The organism is Psychrobacter sp. M4 (assembly GCF_055699795.1).
Genome location: NZ_CM146740.1, coordinates 3,535,487 through 3,551,556, shown reverse-complemented (window position 1 = coordinate 3,551,556; position 16,070 = coordinate 3,535,487). Strand labels below are relative to the sequence as shown.

Annotated in this window: 14 protein-coding genes and 1 pseudogene; 13 read left to right on the top strand and 2 right to left on the bottom strand. The window is 42.1% G+C overall.

The genetic code is table 11. From position 1 onward, the window contains the following. Nucleotides 1-7: 7 nt before the first annotated feature. The 7 genes from ACR63N_RS14930 to ACR63N_RS14900 all read left to right on the top strand — a co-directional run bounded on the left by ACR63N_RS14930 (nt 8) and on the right by ACR63N_RS14900 (nt 7,113). Nucleotides 8-1,105, top strand: a complete 1,098-nt coding sequence (locus ACR63N_RS14930; protein ID WP_367109353.1) for a LysM peptidoglycan-binding domain-containing protein — start codon at nt 8-10, stop codon at nt 1,103-1,105. A gap of 72 nt (nt 1,106-1,177) precedes the next feature. Next, nucleotides 1,178-2,428 carry a DNA-processing protein DprA gene (gene dprA, locus ACR63N_RS14925; protein ID WP_367104785.1) on the top strand — a complete coding sequence of 417 codons (1,251 nt, stop codon included), beginning with the start codon at nt 1,178-1,180 and terminating at the stop codon, nt 2,426-2,428. Between the two features lie 133 nt (nt 2,429-2,561). After that, nucleotides 2,562-3,197, top strand: coding sequence for an L-threonylcarbamoyladenylate synthase (locus tag ACR63N_RS14920; RefSeq protein WP_367104784.1), 636 nt, complete (start codon nt 2,562-2,564; stop codon nt 3,195-3,197). Between the two features lie 202 nt (nt 3,198-3,399). Further along, complete coding sequence (locus tag ACR63N_RS14915; protein WP_367104783.1) at nt 3,400-3,918, top strand: GbsR/MarR family transcriptional regulator; 519 nt, start codon at nt 3,400-3,402, stop codon at nt 3,916-3,918. A 489-nt stretch (nt 3,919-4,407) separates the two neighbouring features. Next, a complete protein-coding gene (locus ACR63N_RS14910; RefSeq protein ID WP_367104782.1) occupies nt 4,408-5,388 on the top strand; it encodes a TIGR01777 family oxidoreductase in 981 nt (326 codons plus the stop codon). A 65-nt stretch (nt 5,389-5,453) separates the two neighbouring features. Further along, the gene (locus tag ACR63N_RS14905; protein WP_367104781.1) at nt 5,454-5,927 is read left to right on the top strand and encodes a thiol-disulfide oxidoreductase DCC family protein; all 474 of its coding nucleotides are present in this window, start codon (nt 5,454-5,456) and stop codon (nt 5,925-5,927) included. A gap of 97 nt (nt 5,928-6,024) precedes the next feature. Further along, nucleotides 6,025-7,113: a metallophosphoesterase gene (locus tag ACR63N_RS14900; protein WP_367104780.1), complete on the top strand. Its 1,089-nt coding sequence runs from the start codon at nt 6,025-6,027 to the stop codon at nt 7,111-7,113. Between the two features lie 171 nt (nt 7,114-7,284). Here ACR63N_RS14900 and ACR63N_RS14895 read toward each other — a convergent pair whose 3' ends face one another. Further along, entirely contained in the window at nt 7,285-7,467 is a 183-nt protein-coding gene (locus ACR63N_RS14895; RefSeq protein WP_367111119.1) for a hypothetical protein, read from the bottom strand. Between the two features lie 214 nt (nt 7,468-7,681). Between ACR63N_RS14895 and ACR63N_RS14890 the strand changes: the two genes are divergently transcribed. After that, nucleotides 7,682-8,851 carry a metallophosphoesterase gene (locus ACR63N_RS14890; protein ID WP_472782270.1) on the top strand — a complete coding sequence of 390 codons (1,170 nt, stop codon included), beginning with the start codon at nt 7,682-7,684 and terminating at the stop codon, nt 8,849-8,851. On the opposite strand, the gene ACR63N_RS14885 is transcribed toward ACR63N_RS14890, so the two are convergent. After that, nucleotides 8,837-10,114, bottom strand: coding sequence for an alpha/beta hydrolase (locus ACR63N_RS14885; protein ID WP_472782269.1), 1,278 nt, complete (start codon nt 10,112-10,114; stop codon nt 8,837-8,839). The genes ACR63N_RS14890 and ACR63N_RS14885 overlap by 15 nt on opposite strands. 243 nt (nt 10,115-10,357) lie before the next feature. Between ACR63N_RS14885 and grpE the strand changes: the two genes are divergently transcribed. From grpE to ACR63N_RS14860, 5 genes and pseudogenes are all read left to right on the top strand, one after another. After that, entirely contained in the window at nt 10,358-10,963 is a 606-nt protein-coding gene (grpE, locus tag ACR63N_RS14880; RefSeq protein ID WP_472782268.1) for a nucleotide exchange factor GrpE, read from the top strand. A 226-nt stretch (nt 10,964-11,189) separates the two neighbouring features. Then, nucleotides 11,190-13,127, top strand: a complete 1,938-nt coding sequence (gene dnaK / locus ACR63N_RS14875; protein WP_367104775.1) for a molecular chaperone DnaK — start codon at nt 11,190-11,192, stop codon at nt 13,125-13,127. Nucleotides 13,128-13,538: 411 nt separating this feature from the next. After that, a complete protein-coding gene (locus tag ACR63N_RS14870) occupies nt 13,539-14,105 on the top strand; it encodes a porin family protein (protein ID WP_367104774.1) in 567 nt (188 codons plus the stop codon). A 241-nt stretch (nt 14,106-14,346) separates the two neighbouring features. Beyond that, nucleotides 14,347-14,802, top strand: a pseudogene (locus ACR63N_RS14865) (NfeD family protein); the annotation flags it as partial. 368 nt (nt 14,803-15,170) lie between these two features. Then, nucleotides 15,171-16,010 (top strand): SPFH domain-containing protein, encoded by an 840-nt coding sequence (locus ACR63N_RS14860; RefSeq protein ID WP_472782760.1) that lies wholly within the window; start codon nt 15,171-15,173, stop codon nt 16,008-16,010. Nucleotides 16,011-16,070 lie beyond the last annotated feature (60 nt).

The window sequence follows — 16,070 nt, the reverse complement described above, 5'->3', positions numbered from 1 at the left end:
CAAAACAATGAAACTAAGCCTAAATGCTATGACAAAAGGGCTATTTATCACAGCTCTTAGTAGTGTCATGTTGATAACAACTGCTTACGCTAATAATCCAGCACCAACTATCAAAGCGGATGCACCCAACCGTTATATTGTAGAAAAAGGCGATACTTTGTGGGATATCTCAGGGCGTTATCTGGATAGCCCATGGCGCTGGAAGGAGATTTGGGCGACCAATAAGCAAATTAAGAACCCCAATTTGATTTATCCCAATGACGTTCTAATTCTATGTGTGATTCAAGGCAAAACCCTTGTTGGTGTCGACACTGGTGAAGGCTGTGCAGGCGTTGAGAAACAGTTGACTGGTAGTACAGTGGCCAGTGCGGTAACCGTTACCTCGATCGCTAATAGCATTCCACCGATTCCAATGTCCGCTATTCAGCACTGGTTAGATAAGACACTCATCGTCAATCCAGAAGATTTCAACACTACTCCTTACGTTTTAGCATCCAAAAAGCGTAACCTAATTACCGCAAGTGGAGACAAGGTCTATACGAAAGGCGTGCCCCTTATCGTCGGTCAGCGTTACGGGGTCTACCGCGAAGGTGAGAAGTACGTTGAGCCTAGAACCCAAAAGGTGATCGGGCTTGAAGTGACGCAAGTAGCTACAGGCTTAGTCACTAGTGTCGAGACTAATGGCGTCAGTAGCCTACAGCTTCTTGATTCCTACGGTAAAGAAGTACGTGAAGGCGACCGAGTTTTTGTAGAGCTGGACGATTCAATCCCTCCTGTCTTTTACCCCAAGCCTGCAACTGTCAGCCGCGGCGGGATGATTGTCCGCGTCATGGATTCAATCAATTCAGCGGCGCGTGGTAGTGTGGTTGCGATTAATTTAGGCAGCATGCAAGGCGCCAAACCTGGCGACGTATTGACGGCCTATCAAAAAGGACCTTTGGTACGTGACACTATGGATAACGATATGCCAGTGCGTCTGCCCAGTGAGCCTGCTGGTATGGTAATGGTATTTAATACTTTTGACGATATCAGTTACGCTTATGTTTTAAGCTCAGAGCTGCCTTTGAGCATTGGCGATCAGCTATTACCGCCGCCTTATCTATAATGGTTTGTGCTTTATTGTATAAAGATTATCTATAAATTAGCCAAAAAAGTCCGCTAGAGAAGTGAAGCAATTATGACGGAATCTACAATGTCTTTATCACCAGAACAGCGTGCGGTTTTAGCACTATGGTATGAGGTAAATGCATCGTTATCCGCCTACTATAAACTTATAGGCTTTTTTGATAGTGCTCAGTTGGCATGGCAAGCCAAAGTGGAGACATGGCGGCAGTTAGGTATCCATCGTACCCATCTCAAACGGCACGAACAGCCAGAGCAAACAACAGCCAGTATCGATAACATCGAGCAAGCGCTAACCCAAGGCAGTTATAGCTTGCTGTTTGCCAATCAACCGGATTATCCTACGCAGCTATTACAGATCTACGATCCGCCGCCCGTTTTGTTTTATCGTGGCGATAGCGCGCGCCTGCATCAGGCGCAAATCGCTATGGTCGGTAGCCGCAAACCAACAGCGCACGCGCAAAAAACTACTTTTGATATGGCGCAGTATTTAGCACAGGCAGGTTATATTATTACTAGTGGTTTAGCGATGGGCGTTGATAAGCGCGCACATTTAGGCGCTTTGGCTCAGGCAGATCTTGAAAGCCAAGGTCGCACCGTTGGCGTCATGGGGACGGGTATTGATATTCGTTACCCTAATCATCACGATAAATTATTTGAGCAGATTGTTGATCAAGGCGGCTGTATTATCAGTGAGCTTCTACCGCATACTCAGCCGCACAAACATACCTTTCCGCGCCGTAATCGCTTGGTAGCGGGTCTTAGTTTGGCGACGATCGTCACAGAAGCAACTGTTCAGAGTGGCTCACTGATCACCGCGCGTCTGACCTCTGAGCAGGGCAAACAAGTCTTCGCTATTCCCAGCCATATTGATAACAGTAATGCTGAAGGTTGTCACCACTTAATACGTGAAGGGGCTACACTTATCTATCACCCTCAACAAGTGATAGAGGATGTTGATAATCAGTTGAGTTGGAACAATAGAAGCCATCCGGGAACAAACGTATCAACATCTAAGTCTAGTACTAATCAGCCCTTGTCTTTCAATGACTCACCTTCTAATACATTGCTTTCCAACACGTCAACTTCTAGTATATTACCTTCTAATATCAAATCTCCTCGTAGCGCAGTGATCGTACCTAAACATCTAAACGTCGTTTATGAGCAGCTTGATTGGCATGGTCAAGATTTGGATGCTTTGCTGCTCAGTACCAAACTAGCTACGCCTGAGCTGATTAGTCAATTGATGGAGCTTGAACTATTGGGCGCTATAAATGAGCAAGGCGGACGCTATTTGCGCGTTTAGTAGCTATATTTTAAACTTGCTATTCTTTTTAAACCTATGCAAACTAACTTATAACTCGTTCCTGTATAATAAATATTATTAATGGCTATTCTCTTTTAGCCTCTCAAGTTTATTATCCCAAAGCTCTTACCTTATGTCCCAATCAAAATCTTTCATTACTGATTCTATCATTCAAGCCGCTGACTGGCTGCAACAAGGACAGCTGCTCGCTTACCCGACTGAAAGCGTATGGGGTATTGGTTGTGACGCTTACGATAAAAAAGCTGTTCAGCATGTTCTCGAAATTAAACAGCGTCCGCAAGCTAAAGGGATGATCGTAGTCACTGATAGTGTGGATCGTATTACACCGCTACTAAAAAGCTTAAATCTCCAGCAGCGCCAGACAGTATTGAAAAGTTGGCATCATTTAGCTAATACACCTGTACGGCAAGCCTATACTTGGGTGTTGCCGCTAAATAAAGCACTTGCAGCCCCTATTCCTGAATGGGTGACGGGCGCGCATGCTAGTATTGCTGTACGCGTCATTGCGCATCCGCTTATTCAACAGCTATGCGCGCAGATGGTCTCACCAAATAACCCTTACGGCTTTATCGTTTCGACCAGCTGCAACCCTTCAGGTCTGCCGCCTGCAAAATCATTAATCGAGGCACAAGCATATTTCGCAGCCAGTGAGTTTGTTGAGCAAGTAGGCTACCTGCAAGGAGAGACCCTAGGTTATCAGCTACCAAGCCAAATACGTGACGCCCTGACAGGACAAATTATTCGTTAGAATCAAAGAACGGATCGAATAGTTGGTACAATGTTATTTCAATTTAATAAAGTATTTTCGCATTTCACTATTGACAGAAATAAAAGAATACCGCACTATGACTTAACAGAAGTGTAATTTAATAATTAGCTATGTCAGTAAGCAATAGTTTTGTTAGAGTAGCTAAAATTTACAAACGGAAAAGAGCGGGCGTATATCAATTATGAAATTAAATCCTGTGACCGAAAAGTTTATTCTACATTGGGGCGAGATGGGCTCTAAATGGGGGGTCAATCGTACCATGTCACAGATTCATGCTTTGCTATATATCATTGGTAAGCCACTAAATGCCGAAGAGATTACAGAGACTTTAGGCGTGGCGCGCTCTAACGTCTCAAACAGTATTAAAGAACTACAAAACTGGGGTCTGGTGCAAAAAGTATCTATATTAGGCGATCGCCGTGATCACTTTACCACCAACACTGATGTATGGGAGCTGGCACGTATTATTGTCGTTGAACGTCAAAAGCGTGAGCTTGACCCAACCGTGCAGTTCTTACAAGAGCTGATGGACAGTCCTGAATTTGAGCATGAGAATAGTGAGGTAAAAGCGCGTATTCGCGAAACCCAAGAGTTTGTCGATACGGTAACGACGTGGTCATCTGAGATGCTAAAATTACCAACCAGCGCCCTTAAAAAAGTACTTAAACTCGGTGCTAGTATTAAAAAGGTGCTGCGTTAGCCATAAATGCATTGTTTTAGAGTAAAAATTTAGCTGCATATTTCTGTTTTGACAGAAATTATTGTAAAGATATCTAGTTTATTAGTATGGTCTTATTGACGGTATAAGTTACTTAGTATTTTGGGTAATGGCTATTGCAGGTAGTAGAAAAGTAAATATAAAAGGAAGAAGTAAAATGAAAATCGACAACTTAGATAGATAAACGACATTTTTAATTGGATTTTTGGTATCGGCACTTTATAGCGTTGCTATCATTATTTATTTGGGCATCAACTCACCAATAGAGCTTGGAGTGATGCTAACAGTTATAGTCCTAGTAAGATTATTTGGTGGGATCAACGCTATTATTATATGTCCTATAGCCTTACCAAAATCCTGCAAAACCAGTTTTGACAAGCTGCCCAAAAAAGAACACGATATTTATAAAGAGTTACATTTATAAAAAGCTACGTTCGCGTAGACCGTAATAAATAACACAAGGATAGCAATATGAATATATTAATCAGCGGCGGTTCAGGGTTTTTAGGTAGTGCATTAACTAATGAGCTGCTAAAGCGTTATAAGAGTAACGATCAGGAGATACAGATTACGTGGCTGACCCGAGATAGCAGCCAGCAGCACCCTAATAATGTCAACATGATGACTTATGAGGAGCTTGCTACATCGAATGACAGTTTTGATGTCATTGTGAATTTAGCAGGGGCGGGGATCGCTGATTCGCGCTGGAGCGATGAGCGTAAACAAACCCTGCTTGCCAGCCGTATCAAGCCCACAGAGTCTCTACTAGATTTTATTGCTCGTACCAATGACAAACCTAAGCTTATGTTAAGCGGCTCAGCTATCGGTTGGTACGGTACCCAAGGGGATAAACCACTCACTGAGAGTAGTGATTATGAGACCGATTTTTCGCATAAGTTATGTGAAGAGTGGGAGCATCTGGCGCTAAAAGCGACCGACTACGAGGTACCTGTTGCTATCGTACGTACAGGCGTAGTCATCCACCCTGAAGGCGGTATGATCGGTAAGCTGTTGATGCCTTTTAAAATGGGTGTGGGTGGCCAGTTGGGCGACGGCAAACAAATTATGAGCTGGATCAGCCGTGAAGATTGGGTAGGGGCCGCGATATTTATTATTGAACAGCATTTAGCAAGAGCAGCTAATACTCAGTTAGAAAGTCAAGCGGCAGCTGACAACAATACTTTGCAGACCGCAAACGATACGCCAGCAATCGTTTATAACTTGACCGCCCCCAATCCGGTGACCAATCATACCTTTACTAAGGAGCTTGGTGCATGGCTTAATCGACCAACCTTCTTTACTTTGCCAAGCCCTTTATTGAAGCTTATGTTTGGAGAGATGTCGACCTTGCTTATTGATGGGCAAAAGGTGCTACCGCAAGCGTTGCTGGATGCTGGTTATGAATTTAAGCAGCCGACACTTAAGCAAGCGTTAGAAAATCAGAAATCATAGATATCTAGAAAAATTGTTTCATGTGAAACAGTGTTTCTTATCTTCGAATAGCTTAGGAGGCATACATGATTATACAAAGCCAAACTGGTAATCGGCTTCAAGATCATTTGGATCAACAAAGTGCGTCAATCACCATGTACTACGACGATACTTGCGTACTATGTAGTACTGAGGCGTACAATATGCACGAGCGTAATCCAACAGGTATCAAGTTGGTACCGGTAGACGAGGGGATGAACGCTCTGAAAGCTGCAGGGTTTAGCCGCACTGATGCCATGACGTATTTATGTGTGCAAGATAGCAACGACAATTGGTACACGCATATGGATGCTATTCGATTGCTGTATAAAACGGGCGGTCTAAGATGGGCGCCGCTACTGTATTTGCCAGTTATTAAACAGCTTGGCGACTTTGCTTACCCTTATGTTGCGCGCAATCGCTATCGAATCCCAAACTGGACGACCAAACTGATCTATGGCAAATCGCTTGCAAAAGCTTGTGAGAACGGCATTTGTAAAGTGGCGCCAGATAAGCGCTAAAAGAGCTTAGTGTATGAAATTTCAATGAAAACTAAGTATGAGTATTCAAGGTGTAAGAATGATGGCGTAAGATGGTGACCTTTTAAGCTGACTAAATATGGTTATGTGGTTCTTTATTGTTTTTACGCAAATGCTAGTACTCATAACTAGTACTATTTTATGGTGGCTGATCAAACCTAAACGTTCGAGCAGCAAAACGGCGCTAGTATTGGTAGTCTTTATTATTAACAATGCAGTACTGGTTTACGGACTAACTGAGTTTTGGCGTGATCGCTTTCACCTCTATTTGGTCATCGGTATCTTGCAAGGGTTTATGATATACGCATCATTAATCACGGTTTTGCTTGCTTTTATATACTACCGATTGTTCAAGCGGACTCATCGCCCTAAGCTTATACGCGCTATTGGCGTGGTCATCTATATCGGTATCGTAAGTCTAGCGGTTTTTAATGCTTATTCGCCTGTAGTCCATCACTTAACGGTTACCACCACCAAACCGCTTGATAAACCTATGAACATTGCTTTGGTATCCGATACGCATTTGGGCAAATGGTTTGGTAATCGGCAACTTGATAAACTGGTCGATCTTATCGATGCGCAAAACCCAGATACGGTGGTTATAGCAGGTGATGTGATGAATGACACCACTGTTTATTATGATAAATATAATATGCACGAGCACTTATCAAAGCTAAGTGCGCCTTTGGGAGTCTATGCTGTTTTGGGTAATCATGACTTTTTAGGCTACGAAGAGGCTATCGCTAAAGCGGTAAAAGAGGCGGGGATAACGGTGCTTGATAATGAAAGTGTGTTGCTAAACGATGCTGTGTGGCTCGTTGGCCGCTCCGATGAAAATGATCCTAATCGTCTGCCAGCTACGCAGTTGTTAGATGATGTTGATACAAATAAGCCCGTGGTTTTTTTGGAGCACCGGCCGCTCTCTTTTGAAGAGATAAGTGAACTACCTGTAGATCTACATCTAGCCGGTCATACCCACGGCGGGCAGATATTTCCATTAACGATTGTAATGAAATGGTTTAGAGTACTAGGTTATGGACCAAGAAGTATAGAAGATACTCAGTTTTTAGTGACCTCAGGCTATGGGTTTGGTCCGGTTCCGTTTCGGTTAGGTACTCGCTCTGAGATTTGGATGATTACCTTACAACCTGCTACCTCTAGAGACTAGGATTGGGCTTATATTTGGGGTTGGTGGCCCAAAAAAAGCCAACTGTAGCAGTGGCTTTTTGAGTATTTAAAAACCTTTTATAAAAACGGTTCAACATATTCTAATATAGTGCTAAAAAAACACATTATGACAGCCTTTAAACTTAAAGGTCTCTATCAAGCGTCTGTAAAACTATAATCCTGCTGTTGATTTAAAAGCTGCTTCGTCGTAGTCTTCGCTATGAGTTACGACAATAGTACCTTGTTCGATATTAACATTGACCCATTTAACACCTGATATATTATTAGTATCAGCGACCAATTTATCAGCAGCGTCTTTATTAGCAATCGAGGTTTTGTAGCTTGTTTGTGGCATTGAGATCTCCAAAATATAGGCGATGAATTGATTTAAAGCCTTAGTGAATAGCTGTTTTAGTAGCCTTGTCACTGTCATATGAACTTTAACAAAACCTTAATAGCAGTAAAAGACAGCTTATCTGTAAATTAAGCGTTTTGTCCTATTTTTGCCTTTCTACACCTGTTCAGAGCTTGATTAATATCAGCGCCAATGAGTCGACTTTAGGATATTTATGCGCTATACGTTTTTGATTATCATCATTACGCTACTACAGTTGTTCAGCGTAGGTGCAGCTTTGAGCTTACGGTGGTGGCTACAACCTTGGGATGAGACAGTACCGCTGCTATTAAATGGCGTTACCATCGGCGTATTTGTAATCAGCAATGGTTTGTTGTTACTAAGCCGGAGTAAGTTAATCGCTAATAGCTATCGCTGGGTGAGTGGCTGGATGCTGGTTATGCACTTTTTAGTACTGAGCGCTTTAGTAACCAGTTTGTTATACGCCGTTTATTGGCTGGTAATGACGTTGATGGGCGCTACTACTGAGCTTTCTGGTATGTCTGCGTTTGGACTTCGAACGTTTTTTCTATTCATATTTATAGGCTTGTTTATTTACGCCTTATACAGCGCCTATATTCCCGTTGTTCGCAGACAAACTATAAGTATTGATAAGCCTATGATAGAGGAGCTACGTGTTGCAGTAGCTAGTGATCTGCATTTAGGACGGCTGTTTGGTAACCGCGCTATAGATAAGCTGCGTTATCTTGTCGTCCAATCCAAAGCAGATATGCTGCTCATGCCTGGCGATATTATGGATGATAATACTCAGGCATTTGTAGACTACGATATGCAAAAAGATCTCATTAAACTCTGTGAGAGTTTGCCTCATGGGGTCTATGCCACTTTAGGTAATCATGATTTGTATGGTCATGAAAAGCCTATTAGCGACTCTCTACGCGGCGCAGGCGTGCATTTATTAAACGATGAAGTGTGGCGCTTTATTCACAACGAGCAGCCGATTTGGCTGGTAGGGCGCTTTGATAATCACAAACGTGCACGGGTAGCAACAAGTGAGCTGTTAGCGCAAGTCAATCCTAGCGAGCCGATTATCCTTTTAGACCATCGGCCAAGCGATATTGTAGAGCACAGCCAGATGCCTATTGACTTGCAGGTTTCAGGGCATACGCACAACGGACAGATATTCCCGGCCAATTTTATTGTAAAAGCTATCAACCGTCTGGGCTACGGTTATGAAGCAATCGGACAGGGCCATTTCGTAGTGTCCTCAGGTTATGGCTTTTGGGGTATACCGTTTCGCTTAGGCTCACGCTCTGAGATATGGCTAATCACCATTAAGAGCAATATGATCAAAAGCAGTGTCAGCTTACTAGGCGACCAGTAATTGCCGTACAAAGTGGCTAAACTCTTTAATAATATAGTCCGTCTCGCGACCTATGCCTTGATGAACACTCAGCAGATGAATAAAGCCATGCGGCGCGCCAAGGACCGTATAAGTCTTAACTTCAATATCTTTTTCCTGTAATTGCTTGGCGTAGACAAGCGCCTCGTCACGCAAAATATCTAGCTCGGCGGCAATGATATAGCTGGGACATATTTGGGCATTGTTACCATGCATGGGCGAGACCAGCGCATGCGACTGAGCTAACAGGCTTTGCTGCATATAAGCGGCGTCAAACACTTCCACATCATTGTGATCTAAAAACAAGCCTTGACCATACAGTCCCCAGCTTGGATGTTCAGCTTCGATATCAGTGACTGGATAGAGCGGCAACTGCGCCAGCGGCCGCGGCAAATCTTGTAGCATTGTAATTATTCTATCTTCATCCAACCCTAGGTTTGCCCACTGCGTAGCGTCGGGTGCAGAGAGTTGCTGGGCGACCGAAATGGCTAAGCAGCCGCCTGCGCTATCCCCTGCCAAGACGATGCGCGATGGTAATGCGCCCAAAGTATGGCAGTGCTCAGCCAGCCAAGCGTAAGCGCTCAGACAGTCCCTAAGCGCTGTTGGGGCAGGATGCTCTGGTGCCAATCGATAATCAACGCTGACCACCGACCAGCCTGTGATTGCGCAAACGCGATAACAAAACTCATGATGAGTATCAAGATCGCCAATACAAAACCCGCCTCCATGAAAGAACAACATGACGGTTTGATCAGCCGCCTGTTTATTAAAGCCTTGTATCCCACTATCGTGTTTAGACTGCTGATAACAGCGTATAGTCATATCGCCGCCGTCAGCGTCCGCTATTAACTTGTCTTGCCAATACACCTTATCACTAGTTGTGAGCTTTGACGCTCCATTAGACTGCTTCCAAACCTTTGGGTCCTGCATTGAGACCATATTTGTCGCAAATTCTTGTCGCAGTTTGGGTAGTTTCTCTAGCGTTAATGGCTGCTTAAACTTATTACTCATGGCCATTATTAAACGCAAATGCGCGTCAGCGTGAGGGTACTGATCAGCAGTTGATGCTTCTAAGGAGCGATTGATACGCTCAAGCATAGGGGCTGGCAGACGGCCAAACCCATTTAAAGTATAGTGCATAGTGTGCATTTTATCTTGCTGGCTAAGAGCAGCCGTTGCTTTTTTTCTCGCTTTGATGGTTTTGGTTATCAGAGCATTGAGGGAGGGGAGTGGTAAAATAGACATAGGTCCTCATTTTATATGTGCAGCGAATGTAGTTAAAGTAAAAATTCCTCACAGATAGGCTTGAAATCTGCACCTATCACCTTTATCAATCAGCTATTAGCCACTGTCTATAAAAAGCTTATAAAAGTAGCTGCAGAAGTACAAATAGAGCTATTAATAGAAACATATTATGAGTGAGCATAGTGTGTTTTTATTTTAAGCGCTAATTTGACAAGTCATTATTGAAATTTATAAGGAGTTATCATGAGCGAACAAGTCCCTAATCAAAAATTCGAAGAAGATGAGCAACAAGCTGTACATAGTAATATTGAGCGTGATGAGAGTGTTTTGGCAGAGACTATGAATGAATTTGATCCCAACAAAGATTCAAATGCGCAGACTACCATCAACAATGAGATCGACGTTAGTGTTTTTGAAGCTCGTATTGCAGAGTTAGAAGGCGAGGTTAAGCAGGCCAAAGAAGGTACGGCTCGTGCTAATGCCGAAGCTTATAATGCCCAGAAGCGTATGGAACAAGAAGCGGATAAGAGTAAAAAGTTTGCTTTACAAAGATTCGCTAAAGAGCTCTTAGAAGTAGTCGATAATTTAGAACGCGCTATTGAAAACGCCAATGAACAAGACCCAGTTGCTGAAGGGGTAAAATTAACCCACAAAGCACTATTAGATGTCTTAAATAAGAATGGCGTAGAGGTTATTGATCCACAAGATGAAACCTTTAATGCTGATTTTCATGAAGCTGTTGGTATTGATCCTGAAGCCAAAGCAGATACCGTAGGTACAGTACTACAAAAAGGTTATAGCTTAAATGGTCGCCTGCTGCGTCCGGCTATGGTGCGTATTGGTCAGTAAGAGTTTACAGATTAATACAAGTAGTATGGGCTAATCCTTATCAAAAATGAGGGTATTCACAAAAATTCACACAAAACAGAAAAATTGAGTATTTGTTGCCTTGAAAAAATAAAAGATAAACCGATATAAAGCAACAAGTGACCAATTAAGGTCTGATAAACAGCAATAACCACAAATATTTGCGATGTTAAATTAAAACATCGAAACAAATTAGGAGTAATAAATTATGGCTAAAGTTATTGGTATTGATTTGGGTACAACCAACTCATGCGTCGCAGTAATGGAAGGCGATAGCGTCAAAATTATTGAAAACGCTGAAGGTACCCGTACAACACCGTCAATCGTTGCCTATAAAGATGATGAAACACTCGTAGGTCAATCGGCCAAACGTCAAGCAGTTACCAACCCAAATAACACTTTGTTTGCGATCAAACGTCTGATCGGTCGTCGTTTTGATGACAAAGTGGTACAAAAAGATATTGGTATGGTGCCTTATAAAATTGTCAAAGCCGACAATGGTGATGCTTGGGTTGAGATAAATGGTAAAAAACTAGCGCCGCCGCAGGTATCTGCTGAAATTCTAACAAAAATGAAAAAAACAGCAGAAGACTATTTAGGCGAAAAAGTAACAGAAGCGGTCGTTACCGTACCTGCTTATTTCAACGATTCTCAGCGTCAAGCGACTAAAGATGCTGGTAAAATCGCTGGTCTTGACGTAAAACGTATTATTAACGAGCCAACAGCGGCAGCGCTTGCCTATGGTATGGATAAAAAGCAAGGTGATAGCACCGTTGCTGTTTATGACTTAGGTGGTGGTACTTTTGATATCTCAATCATTGAGATCGCTGATGTTGATGGCGAGCAACAATTTGAAGTATTAGCAACTAATGGGGATACTTTCTTAGGTGGTGAAGATTTTGATTCAGCTTTGATTGATTATTTAGTTGCTGAATTCAAAAAAGATCAAGACGTTAACCTAAAAGGTGATTCACTAGCTATGCAGCGTCTAAAAGAAGCTGCTGAGAAAGCGAAGATTGAATTATCAAGTGCGCAAAGTACCGAAGTAAACTTGCCGTACATCACAGCAGATAGCAATGGTCCTAAGCATTTAGTGATTACTATTAGCCGCTCAAAACTTGAGAGTCTAACTGAAGATCTAGTGAAACGTACGATGGGTCCTTGTAAGATTGCTCTTGAAGATGCTGGGCTTAAGAATAGTGACATTGATGACGTTATCTTAGTTGGTGGCCAGACCCGTATGCCACTAGTTCAAAAGCATGTACAAGACTTCTTTGGTCAAGAGCCGCGTAAAGACGTGAACCCTGACGAAGCAGTTGCAGCGGGTGCCGCTATTCAAGGCGCGGTATTGTCTGGTGACAAAACTGACGTCCTACTACTTGACGTGACCCCATTGACGCTTGGTATTGAAACGATGGGCGGTGTTATGACGCCAATCATCGAGAAAAACACGATGATTCCGACTAAGAAATCACAGGTGTTCTCAACTGCTGAAGACAACCAGCCTGCGGTAACCATTCAGGTTTATCAAGGTGAGCGTAAAATCGCTAACCAAAATAAACAGCTTGGCCGTTTTGATTTAACTGATATTCCACCAGCACCGCGCGGTCTGCCACAAATCGAGGTCACCTTTGACATCAACGCTGATGGTATCATGAACATCTCAGCGACCGATAAAGGTACCGGTAAAGCACAAAGCATTCAGATCAAAGCTGATTCTGGTTTGTCGGATGAAGAAGTTGAACAAATGGTTCGTGATGCTGAAGCGAACGCTGCCGAAGATGAGAAATTTGCTAATCTTGCGCAAGTTCGAAATGAGGCAGATGGCCGTATCCATGCAGTACAAAAAGCATTGAAAGATGCAGAAGACAAAGTTACTGACGAAGAGAAAACTTCAGTAGAAACGGCGATCTCTGATCTTGAAGCTGCGGTTAAAGAAGATGATCATGATGACATCAAAGCTAAGCTTGAAGCTTTAGATAATGCTTTCTTACCTGTTAGTCAAAAAATCTACGCTGATAGTGGTGCAGGTAGCGAGGGCATGGATCCAGGTCAGTTCCAGCAAGATACGGAATCAGCTGACGCCAGCCAAGATGATGACGTAGTTGATGCTGAGTTTACAGAAGTAGACGAAGATAGAAAATAATAGTCCGTATATTAAGATTATTTACTAAGTAACTAGCTAGTATTAAAAACGCACTCTTTGGAGTGCGTTTTTTATTGGACTGGTTTTTCGGTAAGCTAGCTTTTTGTCGAATTAATTTTTATTAAGCTATCAATATACTAACAATTTTCATTTAGCTAAGTTTATGTTCTTGATTTAGCACATACTACAAAGCAAAAAGCTATCAATGTAACAAGAAGTTTCATATATATACCTATCTACCCTTATTACTGACAATACTTGCAAATCTTAACCCCTAAGCCATCAAACACTGACATAGGATACGAAGTATTTTGTTACTATATATACATCGTTAGCAAACAAGGCGATGAAAATATAATTCTAAAACTAGTAAATAACTTGTTTGTCAAAATGTGTTCTAAGGAGATAATAATGAAAACTTTACAGAAAACTCTATTAGCATTAGCGGTTGGTTCTTTAGTAAGCGTAGGTGCCCAAGCGGCCATTACTTATGGTAATGGTTATACTGGTACTCCCTATGTCGGTGTAAAAGTTGGTCAATTCGATTTAGATACCAGCGGTGCAGATGATCCAACAGCTTACGGTATTTATGGTGGTTTCAACTTTGATCCTAATTTTGGCGTAGAAGCTGAGTATATGGGTTCAGATGATGCTGACTATTATAACGGCGAAATTGATGCCAAGACTTATGGTGTTTATGGTACTTATCGCTATTATGTCCCTAACACCGCTTTATATGGTAAAGCCAAACTAGGTGTAGCTCGTACGAAGATTGATGGTGATAGTAATGAGCTTATTACCAATGCTAATGGTGATATCGTTAGAAGATTTGATTCTGTCTCAGATAGTGATACTCGAGTAGCAGGTGGTTTAGGTCTAGGCTATGCTGTTAATCAAGATATTGGTATTGAAGCTGAATACGACATCGTTGGTAGCGATGCTGATCTATGGACAATTGGTGCTCATTTAAAATTCTAAGCACCTAGTCAATAATGTATATTATTAATAGTATATATTACAAAGCTTAATAATTAATAGAAACGACTACATCATGTGGTCGTTTTTTTATGCTTTTTATTAAAACAATAACTTTTAGGTTCTTATTTTTGGTAAGCTATAAATAACAGTATATTATTGATTTTTAAGACAATGTTATCTGAAAATCTATGCTACATTGGAATATGAGAAGAAAGGTAGAAAGGCATAAGGGGATAAGACAATGATTGAGACTATTTGGATGATTGAACCTTGGCATTGGTTGGTACTGGGCTTTTTGTTGATGATTGCTGAGATATTTATTCCAACTTTTGCAAGTCTTTGGTTTGGTGCTGCTGCTATCATTGTCGCCGCTTTAGCGTGGTTATTACCCGTTCCTGTAGTGATACAAATATTGATTTGGTTAGGGCTCTCAGTAGTATTTATGTTTGCATGGGTCAAGTACATGAAACCTTTATCGATAAATCGTACCAAAGCTGGATTGGGTGCCAGCGTCATTATCGGTGAGACTGGCATGATAGTACTTAAACCACAAGCAGATGCTTTAGGACTGGTACGCTTTAATGTACCAATTGTAGGCGCAGATGAATGGCTTTGTCGTACTAACGATGAAAGCGTTGAAGTTGGTGATCGAGTAGTTGTTACTGGTGTTAGTGGCAATGAGCTGATCGTAGCACCTACCAAACGTATCATGGCTCCCAGCTCTGCTGCTAACCGTCCTGATATTACCCCTGCGGTTGCCAAGCATAGCGTTACCAGTAAAGTTAAGGCTAGTAAATTAAACCTAGATAAACCTGACTTAGATAGAGCTCGTCTCAATAAGAAGTTTATAGATAAATAAGCAGTTAAAACCCTTGAGTGATAAGAGGTTATGCCAAAGTTTCTATTCAGTATTATCAAGTCCTGCCCAGCTCAGTAAAGTAAATTATTAGTACACAGAGTAAAAGAGATCAAATAAACAGGGCATTGCTGCAGAATAGTTAGTAATAGTCCAAGGAGAGTGTTATGAACAGTATTTTAAGTAACCTAAATAGTATCAGTATTGTCATGCTGATATTAGCAGCCTTAGTGATCTTTACCGTCTTTAAAGGCGTACGTATTGTACCGCAAGGTTACAAATGGGTGGTTCAGCGTTTAGGGAAATATAATCAAACGCTAGAACCAGGCCTGACTTTAATTATTCCTTTTATCGATAGAGTGGCATACAAAGTAACTACTAAAGACATTGTATTAGATATTCCGTCACAAGAGGTGATTACTCGCGATAACGTGGTAATAATTGCCAATGCTGTCGCTTATATTAATATCGTTCGCCCCGATAAAGCCGTTTATGGTATTGAAGATTATGAGTATGGTATTCGTAATTTAGTACAAACGTCTCTACGTTCAATCATCGGTGAGATGGACCTTGATAATGCTTTGTCTAGCCGCGATGAGATCAAAGCCCTGCTCAAGCACGCCATCTCAGAAGATATCGCAGATTGGGGTATCACCTTGAAGACGGTTGAGATTCAAGACATCAATCCTTCGCAAACCATGCAAGCATCGATGGAAGAGCAAGCAGCGGCAGAGCGTCTACGCCGAGCCACAGTTACGCGCGCCGATGGTCAAAAGCAAGCGGCTATCTTAGAGGCTGATGGTCGCCTAGAAGCCTCACGCCGTGATGCTGAAGCGCAAGTGGTACTCGCCAAGGGTTCAGAGGAGTCTATTCGTCTGATCACCGCTGCTATGGGTGATGAAGAGATGCCAATTGTCTACTTACTAGGTGAGCAGTATATTAAATCGATTCGTAAGCTAGCAGAGTCTGATAACTCAAAAATGGTGGTATTACCTGCTGATATTTTGAGCACCGTTAAAGGTATGGTGGGCGACAAGCTTAAAGTCTAATGGATATATTGTAGTTATTTAAAGCAAAAAAGACCTCAAGTGAGGTCCTTTTTGTTTTTA

Coding starts and splice junctions, on each gene's coding strand:
- ACR63N_RS14915 (WP_367104783.1), top strand. CDS start 3,400: ATGAAATTAAATCCTGTGACCGAAAAGTTTATTCTACATTGGGGCGAG.
- ACR63N_RS14860 (WP_472782760.1), top strand. CDS start 15,171: ATGCTGATATTAGCAGCCTTAGTGATCTTTACCGTCTTTAAAGGCGTA.
- ACR63N_RS14870 (WP_367104774.1), top strand. CDS start 13,539: ATGAAAACTTTACAGAAAACTCTATTAGCATTAGCGGTTGGTTCTTTA.
- ACR63N_RS14905 (WP_367104781.1), top strand. CDS start 5,454: ATGATTATACAAAGCCAAACTGGTAATCGGCTTCAAGATCATTTGGAT.
- ACR63N_RS14895 (WP_367111119.1), bottom strand. CDS start 7,467: ATGCCACAAACAAGCTACAAAACCTCGATTGCTAATAAAGACGCTGCT.
- ACR63N_RS14900 (WP_367104780.1), top strand. CDS start 6,025: ATGGTTATGTGGTTCTTTATTGTTTTTACGCAAATGCTAGTACTCATA.
- ACR63N_RS14885 (WP_472782269.1), bottom strand. CDS start 10,114: ATGTCTATTTTACCACTCCCCTCCCTCAATGCTCTGATAACCAAAACC.
- ACR63N_RS14930 (WP_367109353.1), top strand. CDS start 8: ATGAAACTAAGCCTAAATGCTATGACAAAAGGGCTATTTATCACAGCT.
- dnaK (WP_367104775.1), top strand. CDS start 11,190: ATGGCTAAAGTTATTGGTATTGATTTGGGTACAACCAACTCATGCGTC.
- ACR63N_RS14920 (WP_367104784.1), top strand. CDS start 2,562: ATGTCCCAATCAAAATCTTTCATTACTGATTCTATCATTCAAGCCGCT.
- ACR63N_RS14890 (WP_472782270.1), top strand. CDS start 7,682: ATGCGCTATACGTTTTTGATTATCATCATTACGCTACTACAGTTGTTC.
- dprA (WP_367104785.1), top strand. CDS start 1,178: ATGACGGAATCTACAATGTCTTTATCACCAGAACAGCGTGCGGTTTTA.
- ACR63N_RS14910 (WP_367104782.1), top strand. CDS start 4,408: ATGAATATATTAATCAGCGGCGGTTCAGGGTTTTTAGGTAGTGCATTA.
- grpE (WP_472782268.1), top strand. CDS start 10,358: ATGAGCGAACAAGTCCCTAATCAAAAATTCGAAGAAGATGAGCAACAA.